The organism is Candidatus Merdisoma sp. HCP28S3_D10 (genome assembly GCF_052065835.1).
Lineage (GTDB): Bacteria > Bacillota > Clostridia > Lachnospirales > Lachnospiraceae > Laedolimicola.
In genome coordinates this window covers 567638-581938 of sequence record NZ_JBQHTG010000002.1, presented here as the reverse complement: position 1 = coordinate 581938, position 14301 = coordinate 567638, and the positions used below count along the sequence as shown (strand labels likewise).

Annotated in this window: 14 protein-coding genes and 1 other annotated feature (1 of these 15 running past the window's edge); of the genes, 12 read left to right on the top strand and 2 right to left on the bottom strand. The window is 50.8% G+C overall.

The genetic code is table 11. The features are described 5' to 3' along the window. The first annotated feature begins 110 nt into the window (after positions 1 to 110). From rpsO to glmS, 9 genes are all read left to right on the top strand, one after another. Positions 111 to 377 carry a 30S ribosomal protein S15 gene (rpsO, locus tag ACTNCH_RS08025; protein ID WP_158361885.1) on the top strand — a complete coding sequence of 89 codons (267 nt, stop codon included), beginning with the start codon at positions 111 to 113 and terminating at the stop codon, positions 375 to 377. Positions 378 to 580: 203 nt separating this feature from the next. Then, positions 581 to 2677: a polyribonucleotide nucleotidyltransferase gene (locus ACTNCH_RS08020; RefSeq protein WP_441017693.1), complete on the top strand. Its 2097-nt coding sequence runs from the start codon at positions 581 to 583 to the stop codon at positions 2675 to 2677. A gap of 214 nt (positions 2678 to 2891) precedes the next feature. Further along, positions 2892 to 3602, top strand: coding sequence for a CpsB/CapC family capsule biosynthesis tyrosine phosphatase (locus ACTNCH_RS08015; RefSeq protein ID WP_441017691.1), 711 nt, complete (start codon positions 2892 to 2894; stop codon positions 3600 to 3602). A gap of 11 nt (positions 3603 to 3613) precedes the next feature. After that, positions 3614 to 4366, top strand: coding sequence for a YveK family protein (locus ACTNCH_RS08010; RefSeq protein WP_441017689.1), 753 nt, complete (start codon positions 3614 to 3616; stop codon positions 4364 to 4366). After that, a complete protein-coding gene (locus ACTNCH_RS08005) occupies positions 4363 to 5064 on the top strand; it encodes a CpsD/CapB family tyrosine-protein kinase (RefSeq protein ID WP_441017687.1) in 702 nt (233 codons plus the stop codon). Before ACTNCH_RS08010 ends, ACTNCH_RS08005 begins: the two co-directional genes overlap by 4 nt. Further along, positions 5057 to 6046 carry an LCP family protein gene (locus tag ACTNCH_RS08000; RefSeq protein WP_441017685.1) on the top strand — a complete coding sequence of 330 codons (990 nt, stop codon included), beginning with the start codon at positions 5057 to 5059 and terminating at the stop codon, positions 6044 to 6046. Before ACTNCH_RS08005 ends, ACTNCH_RS08000 begins: the two co-directional genes overlap by 8 nt. 1 nt (position 6047) lies before the next feature. Then, a complete protein-coding gene (gene srtB, locus ACTNCH_RS07995) occupies positions 6048 to 6800 on the top strand; it encodes a class B sortase (protein WP_441017683.1) in 753 nt (250 codons plus the stop codon). Between the two features lie 30 nt (positions 6801 to 6830). Beyond that, on the top strand, positions 6831 to 7520 hold the full coding sequence (locus ACTNCH_RS07990) for a hypothetical protein (protein WP_441017681.1): 690 nt from the start codon (positions 6831 to 6833) through the stop codon (positions 7518 to 7520). A gap of 306 nt (positions 7521 to 7826) precedes the next feature. Then, positions 7827 to 9665 carry a glutamine--fructose-6-phosphate transaminase (isomerizing) gene (gene glmS / locus ACTNCH_RS07985; protein ID WP_441017680.1) on the top strand — a complete coding sequence of 613 codons (1839 nt, stop codon included), beginning with the start codon at positions 7827 to 7829 and terminating at the stop codon, positions 9663 to 9665. Positions 9666 to 9873: 208 nt separating this feature from the next. On the opposite strand, the gene ACTNCH_RS07980 is transcribed toward glmS, so the two are convergent. Then, positions 9874 to 10761 (bottom strand): LysR family transcriptional regulator, encoded by an 888-nt coding sequence (locus ACTNCH_RS07980; protein ID WP_441017679.1) that lies wholly within the window; start codon positions 10759 to 10761, stop codon positions 9874 to 9876. A 181-nt stretch (positions 10762 to 10942) separates the two neighbouring features. On the opposite strand from ACTNCH_RS07980, the gene leuC reads away from it, so the two are divergent. Together leuC and leuD are read left to right on the top strand one after the other, a co-directional pair. Next, the gene (gene leuC / locus ACTNCH_RS07975) at positions 10943 to 12211 is read left to right on the top strand and encodes a 3-isopropylmalate dehydratase large subunit (protein WP_441017677.1); all 1269 of its coding nucleotides are present in this window, start codon (positions 10943 to 10945) and stop codon (positions 12209 to 12211) included. 12 nt (positions 12212 to 12223) lie between these two features. Further along, entirely contained in the window at positions 12224 to 12709 is a 486-nt protein-coding gene (gene leuD, locus ACTNCH_RS07970) for a 3-isopropylmalate dehydratase small subunit (RefSeq protein WP_441017675.1), read from the top strand. A gap of 11 nt (positions 12710 to 12720) precedes the next feature. Here leuD and ACTNCH_RS07965 read toward each other — a convergent pair whose 3' ends face one another. Beyond that, on the bottom strand, positions 12721 to 13230 hold the full coding sequence (locus ACTNCH_RS07965; protein ID WP_441017673.1) for a DUF6512 family protein: 510 nt from the start codon (positions 13228 to 13230) through the stop codon (positions 12721 to 12723). Between the two features lie 228 nt (positions 13231 to 13458). On the opposite strand from ACTNCH_RS07965, the gene ACTNCH_RS07960 reads away from it, so the two are divergent. Next, positions 13459 to 14151 (top strand): cell wall hydrolase, encoded by a 693-nt coding sequence (locus ACTNCH_RS07960; protein ID WP_441038329.1) that lies wholly within the window; start codon positions 13459 to 13461, stop codon positions 14149 to 14151. 73 nt (positions 14152 to 14224) lie between these two features. Continuing rightward, positions 14225 to 14301, top strand: a binding site (T-box leader) (it continues 191 nt past the right edge of the window).

The window sequence follows — 14301 nt, the reverse complement described above, 5'->3', positions numbered from 1 at the left end:
AAAACCCCTATGGTATCTTATTATAGTATGAGTTTGCTGGTATCCGGTTATTGGACACTCCGACCATTGCTTGATACCCAGCGTATAAAAAATTTTAAGGAGGAAACATCATGATCGCAAAGGACAAGAAGCAGGCTATTATTGCAGAGTACGGTTTAAAAGAGGGAGACACCGGTTCACCGGAGGTACAGGTAGCTATCCTGACCGCACGTATCCAGGAGTTGACTGCTCATCTGCAGGCTAACCCGAAGGATCATCACTCCAGAAGAGGACTTCTGAAGATGGTAGGTCAGAGACGTAATATGCTTGCATACCTGAAGAAGATGGATATCGAGAGATATCGTAGCCTGATTGAGAGATTAGGACTGAGAAAATAAGTTTCCAAAAGGGCGGAGGAATCCCAGGGTTCTTTCGCCCGGTTTTTGTGTAACCCATTCACGGTAGGAGAAATGTTCCGAGACCACTGATGCGGATATGAGCCCATCGTAGCCGGATCAGTAGTTTCGGTTTCTCCGTTACTGTTCTCTGTGCAAGCGGATAGTAGCGAAGCTCCTACCTCTAATCAAACAAGGAGAATATTATGTACAAGAGTTTTTCTATGGAGCTGGCCGGACGTACCCTGACAGTAGATGTGGGACGTGTAGCAAAGCAGGCAAACGGCGCAGCGTTCATGCACTACGGCGATACGACCGTACTTTCCACAGCAACCGCATCCGACAAGCCCCGTGAGGGCATCGACTTCTTCCCCTTAAGCGTAGAGTATGAGGAGAAGCTGTATTCCGTAGGTAAGATCCCGGGTGGCTTCAATAAGCGTGAGGGTAAGGCGTCCGAGAACGCGATCCTGACCTCCCGTGTCATCGACCGTCCCATGCGTCCGCTGTTCCCGAAGGATTACCGCAATGACGTAACCCTGAACAACCTGGTTCTGTCCGTAGATCCCACCTGCAGCCCGGAGCTGACTGCTATGCTGGGATCCGCTATCGCAACCGCGATTTCCGATATCCCCTTTGCAGGTCCCTGCGCGACCACCCAGATCGGTATGATCGACGGCGAGTTCATCGTAAACCCGGGACAGGCAGAGTATAAGGTATCTGACCTGAAGCTGACTGTAGCTTCCACCAGAGAAAAGGTCATCATGATCGAGGCAGGAGCCAATGAGATCCCCGAGGCAAAGATGATCGAGGCTATCTACAAGGCTCATGAGGTAAACCAGCAGGTTATCGCCTTTATCGATCAGATCGTAGCAGAGTGCGGCAAGGAAAAGCACAGCTACACCAGCTGCGCGGTACCGGAAGAGCTGTTCGCGGCTATCAAGGAGATCGTACCTCCCGCAGAGATGGAAGAGGCTGTATTTACAGACGAGAAGCAGAAGCGTGAGGAGAATATCCGTGAGATTACCGCCCGTCTGGAAGAGGCGTTTGCAGATAAGGAAGAGTGGCTGGAGGTTCTGGGCGAGGCCGTATACCAGTACCAGAAGAAGACAGTCCGTAAGATGATTCTGAAGGATCACAAGCGTCCGGATGGCCGTGAGCTTACCCAGATCCGTCCACTGTCCGCAGAGGTAGACCTGATTCCCCGGGTACATGGCTCCGCTATGTTCACCAGAGGACAGACTCAGATCTGCAACATCTGTACCTTGGCTCCGCTGTCTGAGGCACAGCGTCTGGACGGCCTGGATGAAAATGAGACAAGCAAGCGTTATATGCACCACTATAACTTCCCCAGCTACTCCGTAGGAGAGACTAAGCCCAGCCGTGGACCGGGACGTCGTGAGATTGGACATGGAGCGCTGGCTGAGCGTGCGCTGCTGCCGGTACTTCCCTCTGAGGAAGAGTTCCCCTATGCAATCCGTACCGTATCCGAGACCTTCGAGTCCAACGGTTCTACCTCTATGGCGTCTACCTGTGCTTCCTGTATGTCCCTGATGGCAGCAGGCGTACCGATTAAGAAGATGGTAGCAGGTATCTCCTGTGGTCTGGTAACAGGCGAGACCGATGAGGATTTCGTACTTCTGACCGATATCCAGGGTCTGGAGGACTTCTTCGGTGATATGGACTTCAAGGTAACAGGTACCACCGAGGGAATCACAGCGATCCAGATGGATATCAAGATTCACGGCCTGACCCGTCCTATCGTAGAGGGCGCTATCGCCCGCTGCCGTGAGGCCCGTCTCTTTATCATGGATAACTGTATGAAGCCCTGCATCAGCGAGCCGCGCAAAGAGGTTGGCCAGTATGCACCGAAGATCGTACAGATCCAGATTGATCCGCAGAAGATCGGCGATGTGGTTGGTCAGAGAGGAAAGACTATCAATGCCATCATCGAGCAGACCGGCGTGAAGATCGACATCGACGACAATGGCGCTGTATCCGTATGCGGAACAGACAAGGCTGCTATGGATAAGGCCATCGAGCTGATTCAGACTATCGTAACCGATTTTGAAGAGGGTATGATCCTTACCGGTAAGGTAGTCAGCATCAAGGAGTTCGGCGCATTCCTGGAGTTCGCTCCGGGTAAAGAGGGCATGGTACACATCTCCAAGATCGCAAAGCAGCGTATCAACCATGTAGAAGATGTGCTGACACTGGGCGACGTGGTAAAGGTTATCTGCCTGGGCAAGGACAAGATGGGACGCTTCAGCTTCTCCATCAAGGATCTGCCGGAAAATGACAAATAATTCCAGAAGATAGGAAACAGGAAAAACGCAGGTTGAAATATGCCTGCGTTTTTTTTGGAAAAAGCCCCCTATTTTGCTCATTATGTAGAAAAATGGTTAAAAAGTGAAAATGTGTAAAAAAACCTTGTTGAGCTATAATAAAAGTGGTAGAATGACCGTAGTTTTTGAGATGTTACACAAATTGACAAATTTGTGGGAAACAGGGTGTTGAGAAATGGAAAAGACAGATATCCACTGTCATATCTTACCGGGAGTAGATGATGGGGCGAAAAGTGAGGAAGAAAGTCTGGCGCTGGTCAGAATGGCGGCAGAGCAGGGCTTTCGGAAACTGATTGCCACGCCGCATGGTTCGCTGCAGTTTCCCAATGAGGATCCGGAAAAACTGAAGGATTTATTTCAGAAACTGAAAGAAAAGATCCAAAAAGAGCTTCCGGAGATGAAATTATATCTGGGACAGGAGATTTTCTACACAGAAGCAGTGCCGGAGAAGCTGGAAAAAGGTAAGCTTCTGAGTCTGGCCGACAGTGAATATGTATTGATAGAGTTCGGACCGCATATAAGCTGGTCGGAAATGTACCGGGGGTTACGGAATGTACGTCTTTGCGGGTATGTGCCGGTTCTGGCACATGCGGAGCGGTATCCGGTTCTAAGAAAACAGGATTATATAGAAGAACTGCTGGATTCGGATATCCGGGTACAGCTGAATTACAGAAGCGTAGGCGGCGGATGGACGGACGAGACGGCGCGCTGGTGTAAAAAGCAGTTGAAAAAAGGCAATATTTCGTTCCTGGGAACCGATATGCACAGTACCGCGCATCGGCCGCCTGTGACAGAAGCCGCGGAAAGCTGGATGCTCCGTCATCTGGAAGAGGATACGATACAGGAGCTGCTCTGGAAAAACGCGGAAGAGATACTGATAGACTGAGGGGTTTGGTTATGGAAAAAGAGTACGATGACGAAATAGAGATCGATCTGGTAGAGCTTTTATACGCGCTCCGGAGAAAGCTGATCTGGATCTGTCTGGCAGGAATGATATGTGGAGCGGCAGCCTTTGGGTATACCAGGCTGGTGCTCAAACCGATGTATCAGTCTACCACCACCATGCTGGTGCTTACCAAGGAGACAACGCTGGCTTCCCTGGCGGATCTGCAGATGGGGACGCAGCTGACCAAGGACTATGAGATTCTGACCACAAGCCATCAGGTAGTGGACAAGGTCATTGAGAATCTGAAGCTGGATATTACCTACGATGAGCTGGTTGCGGATCTGAATATTAACAATCCGGGAGACAGCCGGATCATGGAAATTACAATTAGCTATCCGAATGCGGTGGAAGCGAAACGGATCGTGGATGAAGTGGCTTCTGTGACATCGGAATTTATCGGTGATAAGATGGAAGGAATTCCGCCGAAGATCATCGATGAGGGACAGGTAGCCGAATATCCCTCCAGTCCCAGCATGAAAAAGAACATAGCACTGGGCATTCTGCTTGGGGTGATGGTAAGCTGCGGTATTGTTGTGATTCTGACGCTGATGGACGATACGATTAAGTCGGAGGAGGATGTGGAACATTATCTGGGTATTCCTACTCTGGCGGTTGTACCGGATCGAAAAGATTTCCTGAATAATAAGAGGAAGTCCGATAAACAGAAACCGAAAAAGAAAAAAGTAAAAAAGGTGAAAAAATGAAACAGAGCATAGTTATGACGGATCCAAAAAAGCCGGACAGCTTTTATGAAGAAGCGATTAAGACATTGCGTACCAACCTGCAGTTTGCGGGAAGAGGTATCCGTGTCATTCTGATATCAAGCTGTTTCCCCAATGAGGGAAAGAGCAATATAGCTTTTCAGCTGACCAGGGAGATGGGCAATATGGGCAAAAAGGTATTGCTTCTGGATGCGGATATCCGCAAATCCACCTTTGTCAGCCGTTATCGGGTAAAAGGAAAGAATCTGAAGGGGTTATCCAATTACCTTTGCGGGCAGGCGGATATGGAAGAAGTCTGCTATGAGACGAATTTTCCGGACATGGATGTGGTATTTGCAGGTCCCTGTGTGCCGAATCCTTCCGAACTCCTGGAGGATGAAGCCTTTGGTCAGATGATTCAGCAGCTCCGGGGCGAGTACGACTGTATTATCCTGGACGCGCCGCCGCTGGGAAGCGTCAGCGACGCCCTGATTGCCGCGAAATGGTGCGATGGCGTCATTCTGGTTATTGAGAACAAGCGTGTCAGCTATAAGGTCCTTCAGCGCGTAAAGCGGCAGCTGGAGCAGACAAATTGTAAAATTCTGGGCGCCGTGCTGAATAAAGTGGATCTGGAACAGGACAAGTATTACAAGCATTACGGATATTATAAATACGATTATGATAAGACAGAAAATGCGTAAACAATATAAAAAGGCAGCCGGCGGCTTTTTGCTGGCTCTGGTGCTTGCGGCGGGCTGCGGAAAAGCAGAACAGCAGGAAAATGCAGAAGAGACAGAGCCCCAGGAGATTGCGGAAGAAGAGGCAGCGGCGGACGGCGCGGTTATCTGGCAGGGGGAGCAGTATCAATACAATGATCACCTGAGCAATTTCCTTTTTCTAGGAATCGATACAAGGGAACGCATGGAGACCAGAACCGGACAGGCAGACGCCGGACAGTCTGACGCGCTGTATCTTGTCAGTTATGACCGGGTAGAAAAGAGCGTAAAGCTTATCTCTATTCCGCGCGATACCATGACGCAGATAGAAGTTTTTGATAAAGCCGGCGGGAGCCTGGGGCTGACCGAGGATCACATCAGCCTGGCTTATGCGTATGGCGATGGAGGTTATGAAAGCTGCAGGCTGGTAGAGGAAGCGGTGAGCAGACTGTTTTATGGAATTCCGATTCAGGGAACCAGCAGTTTGAGCCTGGATGGCATTCCGGCATTGCTGGAATGTGTGGGTAACATAGATGTGGTGGTTCCCAATGACAGCCTGGAGAAAAAAGATCCAGAAATGAAGCAGGGCGCGACGGTCACGGTTACACCGGAAAATGCCGAGACCTTTGTGCGGTATCGGGATGTTGAGACGCATGAGAGCGCAGTAGCCAGGATGGAGCGTCAGCAGGTATTTTTGGCAGCACTGGGAGAAAAGGTCCGGGAATCTCTGGCCTCGGATCCGGGTCTTGTGGGAAGTATGTATCAGAAGCTGAAGCCTTATATGACGGGCACGATTCATAATGACTGGTTCGCGAAGCTGGCAGAAGCCCTTGGCAACGAGGCGGACAGTGAAAGCTGGACGGTTCCGGGTGAGAGTAGTTTTGACGGCGAATTTGACGAGTATCGAATAGATGACAGCGCTTTTTATGAAAAGGTGCTTGAGACATTTTATAAGAAGGTAGAGTAGCATGAAAAACAGGGCGGCAGTTATCATTGCAGTTGCGGCGGTATTCTGTGCCGCAGTGGGGATCTGGAAGCTTACAGTCTCCAGGGAGAGTGGAGAACAGTACGAGGAGCTGCAGCAGACGGTAAAGACAGAAGAACCGAAAGAGGCAGAAAAAGAGCCGGAGAAAAGCCTGGAGATACCGATTGACTTCGCGGCGCTGCAGGAGGAAAATCCGGAGGTTTACGCTTGGATTACTGTGCCGGGAACCAAGGTGGATTACCCGATTCTGCAGCATGACAGCGACAACAGTTATTACCTGAACCATGACATCGATGGAAAAGAGGATATCGCCGGAGCAATTTTTACGGAGAATTATAACAGGAAAGATTTTACAGATCCCAACACGGTTATCTACGGACACAATATGAAGAACGGAAGTATGTTCCGGACGCTTCATAACTACAGGGATCGAAGCTTTTTTGATGAAAATCGGGATATTACGATTTATATGCCGGACAAAATTCTGCATTATAAGATTTTTGCGGCGTATCTTTATGACAGCAGACATCTGCTTTTGAATTTTGATTTTCAGGATCCGCAGGTATTTGCGGGGTATCTGGAGGATGTGCGCTCTATGCGCGACATGAATTCGTTCGTAGACACTTCGATGGAAGTGACTGCGGAGGACAGGATTATCACCCTGTCCACCTGCTATGCAGGAATGGCTGACAGAAGATATCTGGTACAGGCTGTACTGGTATCGATAGAAGAATGAAAAACATGATATGGAAGGAAGGCAAAACAAATGAAAAAGAAAGTATTTGCAGCAATGTTGATGGTAGGTCTGCTTGCAGCTCAGACACTGAGCGTATGCGCAGCACCGAGCAAGACCACGGACGCAGTATCCAAGACTGACGGAATCGTTGTGACCGCTGATGGAGCGGCTCATGTATCAGACGCAGCTGTAAAGGAAAGAATTGAAAAATTCAATGACGGCAGCCAGGCTACTCTGAGCAATCTGCTGAGCGCAGGCGCTCCTGAGGATGTGAAGAAGGCAGTAGAAGGAAAGAAAGCACTGACTTCTGTTATCGATGTAACAGCAACCACAGCTACAAAGGATGCAGATGGAAAGTATGTTGTAACTCTGGGCATTGCGAACCTGACCAACAGTGTAAAGAACGTAAAAGTTCTTCACTATGTAGAGGGAAGTGGCTGGGAAGTTCTCACACCGTCTAATGTAGATACAGACGCAAAGACCATCACTGTGAAGTTCGCGAGCCTGTCTCCGGTTATCGTAGTAGCAGACAGCAGCTCCAGCAGTTCCGGATCCAGCAGTTCCGGATCCAGCAGCTCCAGTTCCAGCAGCTCCAGCTCTTCCAGCACAGGAGCAACTTCTCCGAAGACTGGCGAGACTGCTGAGTATATGGTATGGTTCGCAGCAGCAGCCGTACTTGGCGTAGCAGCAATCGCAGCGAAGAAGCAGAAGAGAGCATAAATTATTTTCATTCTTCTTATCTGAAAAAGAGAACCGTGAGGTTCTCTTTTTTAGTTGCGTCAGCGATTTGGAATATTGTGGTAAAATGAGTTTGCACTTTTTAGTTACATATTTGCATTTTTACACAACTAAAAATGTATATTTGCACTTTTTAGTTAAAATTCAATTTGCACTTTTCAATTCCTGGATTATCTGCTACAATACCTATAACATGTCGGTCCCGATTTATGGAACCCGGCGAATACAGTTTTGACATTTTATCTGACAGCGTATAGATAGAAAGAAGAACAGGAGGATGTAAGACATATGTGTGGTATTGTAGGATTTGTTGGGAATCAGCAGGCAGCTCCGATTTTGCTGGATGGACTTTCCAAGCTGGAGTACAGAGGATACGATTCCGCAGGCTTGGCGGTGCGGAACGGAGACGCGCCTATTGAGATTGTAAAGGCTAAGGGACGGTTGAAGATTCTGGCAGAGAAGACCAATGGCGGTCAGGCGCTGATAGGCGACTGTGGGATCGGCCATACCCGTTGGGCGACCCACGGCGAGCCTTCCGAGAATAATGCCCATCCCCATTGCAGCGACGACGGTAATGTGGTGGGCGTACACAACGGGATTATCGAGAACTATCAGGAGCTGAAGGATAAGCTGCTGCGGAAGGGCTATCAGTTCTATTCTCAGACCGACACGGAAGTGGCGATCAAGCTGATCGATTATTATTATAAGAAATACCTGGGCACTCCGGTGGACGCCATCAACCACGCCATGGTGCGGATCCGCGGATCCTATGCCCTGGCTGTCATGTTTTGGGATTATCCGGAGGAGATATATGTGGCCCGCAAGGACAGCCCGATGATTCTGGGAGTGGAAAATGGGGAGTGCTATGTGGCCTCTGACGTACCGGCTATCCTGAAACACACCAGAAATGTCTATTATATCGGCAACATGGAGTTGGCCCGTCTGCAGAAGGGCGCTATCACCTTCTACAACCTGGACGGCGATGAGATTGAGAAAACTCCGGTGGAAATCAAGTGGGATGCGGAAGCGGCAGAAAAGGCCGGCTTTGAGCATTTCATGATGAAGGAAATTCACGAGCAGCCCAGAGCCCTTCAGGATACCTTAAGCTCTGTGGTGAAGGACGGCGTGATCGATCTGTCTGAGATGGGACTTTCCGACGAAGAGATCCGGGATGTCAGTCAGATTTATATGGTAGCCTGCGGATCCGCTTATCATGCCGCCGTATCGGCCCAGTATGTAATAGAGGATCTGGCGAAGATACCGGTCCGGGTAGAGTTGGCTTCCGAGTTTCGCTATCGGACCCTGCTGCTGGATAAGAAGGGGCTTGTGATCCTCATCAGCCAGTCCGGCGAGACAGCCGATACCCTGGCAGCCCTCCGGGAGGCGAAGAAGTTGGGAATCCGTACCCTGGCTATCGTAAATGTGGTAGGTTCCTCCATTGCCCGGGAGGCAGATAAGGTATTCTATACCCTGGCCGGGCCGGAGATTTCCGTGGCAACCACAAAAGCCTACAGCACGCAGCTTCTGGCCTGCGATATTCTGGCAGTCCAGTTCGCGAAGGCCCGGGGCGAGATTGATGGGGAGCGTTATCAGGAGCTGATTAGGGAACTGGGTACGCTGCCGGAGAAAATTACCCGGATTCTCCAGGATAAAGAGCGGCTCCAGTGGTTTGCTTCCAAGCAGGCGGCAGCCCACGATGTATTTTTCATTGGCCGGGGAATCGATTACGCTATCTCCATGGAAGGCAGCCTGAAGATGAAGGAAATCAGCTATATCCATTCCGAAGCCTATGCGGCAGGAGAACTGAAGCATGGTACCATCAGCCTCATCGAGGACGGTACCCTGGTCATCGGAATCCTGACCCAGAGCGCGCTCTATGAAAAGACTGTCAGCAACATGGTGGAATGTAAGAGCCGCGGCGCGTATCTGATGGGGCTGACCACCTACGGCCATTATAACATCGAGGATACGGCCGATTTCGTCACCTACATTCCGAAGACCGACGAACATTTCGCAGCATCCCTGGCAGTTATCCCGCTGCAGCTCATCGGCTACTATGTATCCGTAGCCAGAGGACTGGACGTGGATAAGCCCCGGAACCTGGCGAAGAGCGTGACGGTGGAGTAAAATAGATAGGAGAACCGCGATACCTTCTCTCAGGAACGATAGTTGATTTTTTGTAGTGACGAGCAGACTGGCAGCGCCCGAAGGAGCCACTGTCCGAGGCCCATTAGGGCCGAGTTTGGCGATCGGGCGCGGATAAGCCGTCTGCGAGAAACAGAAAAATCGACGTGTTCCGGAGAGAAGGTATCGCGGTTCTCTGTTTGTACACAACCTAGATTCTTTTGTACTCCGCCTCTTCCCGGCACAGAAACCCGATTTCCCTGGGCGGAAGAGGGAAGGGCAGCGGCAGCTCCAGAAGCGCGCCGCCGGAAAGCTCTGCCTGTACGAATTCCCGGATAACTCCGGCGATACCAAGTCCCACCCGGGCAAAATCAATCAGCAGATCCATGGAGGTTGTTTCTAGGATATTTTCCGGAAACAGAATATGCTCCTTCAGATGGGCGTCCAGATACTGTCGGGTCAGGTTCTCCTGATCCAGCAGCATCAGGACGCCATTTTTCAGGAAAGAGACAGAAACCTCCGGAGAAAGAGAGTCGGAGACAGGCTGTCCCAGCTGCCGCGCCAGGTTGTCCAGATAATCCCGGGTAGTCACAAAGGTATCCTGAATCTCCATGACCGGGGAAAAACGGAGCATGCCCGGATTTTCCGGCCGCCCGGTGAGCCCCAGATCCAGGTCTCCGTTCTCCAGCATCTGCAGTGTCTGGTTGGTGGACTGACAGGAAATAGTGACCCGCAGGTGGGGATGGGCTTTGATAAAAGCAGAGAGCCGGGGCAGCAGCACATATTTACAGAGGGTGGAGCTGACCCCGATTCGAAGCTGGCCCATGCCCAGCTCCCGGCGGAGCCGCAGTTGGTTTTCCGCATTTTCCAGTGTCTGGAAGGCAGATTTTACATGGGAGAAAAGCAGTTCCCCATCTTCGGTCAGCTGGACGCCCCGGGAGGACCGGGTGAACAGAGAGGTATTCATGGACTGCTCCAGCTTCCGGATGGATTTGCTGACCGCAGGCTGGCTGATGAAAAGCTCGTCAGCGGCATGGGAGATATTTCCGGTCAGGGCGACCGTGTAGAAGATGCGGTAGAGAGATAAATTCTGGTTCATGAGAAAAATCCTTTCTATGAGTAAAAGTCAGATAGAGCCGGATTGTCTGGCAATGGCCCAATAATATAATCTGTAGTTATAATAAATATGATTATTATGTATTTTAATTATATCAATAAATGTGCTAGAATACAAGAAATGAAAGAAAATGCGAAATTACAGATAAAAGGAGAATAAAAACATGGGAATGACAATGACACAGAAGATCCTTGCGGCGCATGCAGGCCTTCCCGAGGTGAAGGCGGGACAGCTTATTGAGGCCGATCTGGATCTGGTTCTGGGAAATGATATTACAACGCCGGTGGCGATCCGGGAGATGCAGAAGCTGAATAAGCAGGAGGTATTTGACCGGGATAAAATTGCCCTGGTGATGGATCATTTTATCCCGAATAAGGATATCAAGTCTGCGGAAAACTGCAAATGTGTCCGGGAATTTGCCTGTCGTCAGGAGGTTACCAACTATTTTGATGTGGGAGAGATGGGTATTGAGCATGCTCTGCTTCCGGAAAAGGGACTGACCGTGGCCGGCGACTGCATCATCGGCGCGGATTCCCATACCTGTACCTACGGAGCTCTGGGCGCCTTTTCTACCGGCGTGGGAAGCACCGATATGGCGGCGGGCATGGCTACCGGCAAGGCCTGGTTCAAGGTGCCGTCCGCAATCCGATTTAATATCGTGGGTAAGCCCTCCAAATGGGTCAGCGGCAAGGATGTGATCCTCCACATCATCGGCATGATCGGTGTAGACGGAGCCCTTTATAAATCCATGGAGTTCACAGGCGAGGGAATTCAGAACCTGTCTATGGACGACCGGTTCACCATTGCCAACATGGCTATCGAGGCAGGCGGCAAAAACGGCATCTTCCCGGTGGACGAGAAAACCATTGCCTACATGAAGGAGCATTCCAAGAGAGAATTTAAGATCTACGAGGCAGATCCGGACGCCGAGTACGACGAGGAGTATACCATCGACCTGAGTACTCTGAAATCCACCGTGGCATTCCCCCATTTGCCGGAAAATACGAAGACCATCGACGAGATTACGAAACCTGTTGAAATCGACCAGGTAGTGATCGGTTCCTGTACCAATGGCCGGATCGACGACCTGCGGGCGGCGGCTGAGATCCTGAAGGGAAGAAAGGTGAAGAAGGGACTTCGCTGCATCGTGATTCCGGGAACCCAGAAGATTTACATGGACGCCATGGACGAGGGACTTTTGAAGACCTTTATTGAGGCGGGGGCAGTAGTCAGCACGCCTACCTGTGGACCCTGTCTGGGCGGATATATGGGAATTCTGGCGGCGGGCGAGCGCTGCGTATCCACCACCAACCGGAACTTTGTAGGACGTATGGGCCACGTGGAGTCCGAGGTTTACCTGGCAAGCCCGGCGGTAGCCGCAGCCAGCGCCGTGACCGGTCGTATCAGCGCTCCGGCAGAGCTTGGATTATAGGAGGAAGAGAAGATGCAGGCAAAAGGAAAAGTATTCAAATATGGAGACAATGTAGATACAGACGTAATCATTCCCGCCAGATATCTGGCCATTGCGGATCCCAAAGAGCTGGCGGAGCACTGCATGGAGGATATTGACAAAGATTTCGTGAAGAAGGTACAGCCCGGCAATATCATGGTGGCAGGCAAGAATTTCGGCTGCGGCTCATCCCGGGAGCATGCGCCGCTGGTGATCAAGGTATCCGGTATCTCCTGCGTGATTGCGGAGACCTTCGCGCGTATTTTTTACCGGAACGCCATCAACATCGGTCTTCCGATTATCGAGTGCCCGGAGGCGGCAAAGGATATTCAGGACGGGGACGAAGTAGAAGTGGATTTTGACAGCGGTATGATTTACAACCGCACCACAGGAAAGCAGTATCAGGGACAGGCCTTTCCGGAGTTTATGCAGAAGATTATCCGGGCCGAGGGCCTAATCAATTACATCAATCAGAAATAAAAGCAGCTGCCTCAGGCCGGTGGGGTGAAAAGCGGCAGCCCCGGCGGAGCGAAGCTGAAGGAAAAAAAGCAGATGACGATGAGGAGCAGCAGGGCGTAGTTGGCCAGCAGCGGCAGCCGCAGGCCGGGACAGCGCACCTCCAGGTAACGGGACAGAAGAAAGGTCAGCAGGACACTGAGGATAAAAAGAGCGATGTCCACGGCCAGAAAGCTCCGGCCCAGAAGCCCGGTGTAGGTAAAAAAGGACGAAGCGATGAAGAACATGCCGGCCAGGATGGCCAGCAGCCGGCAGGTCAGAAAGTGTCCGGAGGTTTTGTACAGCACCAGGATTTCAAAAAAGGTATAGAGCAGCGCCGGAAAAAATAAAAGCTTCAGATGCTCCCAGACAGATTCACTGACGGGGGAATAGAGGGCCACAAAGGGGTTCTCCCCGCTCCATTCATAGGTAAAATGTAACAGTGTGCCGGTGGCAAGCGTGAAGATGATTCCGGCTGCCAGGTTGATGCGCTCGCGGATTTTCATACAGATCCTCCTCTGATAGATGGTTTCCTTTTCGTTTAGAACAGAAAAGCCTCCAAAATGTCTGTCTTATGAAACATATTTTTGGTTTATTTCACGGGAATTATTCATAAAAAGGATAATATAGGAAATAAAATACAAAAAATGTTACAAAAATGTTACAGACCGCTTGACGGTTGAAACCGACATTTTTATAATAGGCATATGAACAGACTAAGAGATGGTGCAATCGTGCTGGGATTGGCGGGCGTGCTTTTGATGGCGTCGGCTGATACGAAGGATGTGGAGGCAAAAATCTCTTACGAAAGTGAAAGTATCGATAGAGCGACAGAAGATGGAACCGTCGGGGTGCTCCGGGGAATCGGAAATGAGACGCTATGCGCTCTGGCAGAAAACAGTATGAATTCTGGCCGCATGCGGCAGGCATACACAGAGGCGCAGGCAGATTGGTCGGAGGAAGAAGCGACAGAGACAGAACCGGTGGCAGAGGCCGCAGCAGTCCATCCGGAGCTGACTGCTTTGCAAAACAGCAATTACCAGCTCACCGCAGAGGACTACGACGCCCTCCTTCGTATCGTCGAGGCCGAAGCCTCCGGCGAGGACGAGACAGGCCGCCTGCTGGTGGCCAATGTGGTTCTGAATCGGGTGGAGAACGAGGCGTTCCCGGATACGGTCTATGAGGTAGTCTATCAGCAGCAGGCTGGGAAGGCCCAGTTTTCTCCGGTGGGCAGCGGTAAAATCGACCGCGTAACCGTCTCCGACGAGACCCGGGCTGCAGTGGAACGCGCCCTTGCAGGGGAGGATGCCTCCGGAGGGGCTTTGTATTTTGTGAATCCGTCCCTGGCCGATGCCGGGAACCTTCAATGGTTCCGAAGCCACCTGACCCTGGTGCAGGCCTATCACGGTCATGAATTTTATCTGTGAAAATATCTGTGGAAATGGGAAAAAAGGATTGACAACCGGATAGCTATTTGCTATTCTAAAAAACAAATATCAGACAAATGCAAGGACGAGGACTAGTACGATTCCCCCGGAGCGCAGAGAGCTGCTGGCCGGTGTGAAGCAGCGGAAGGG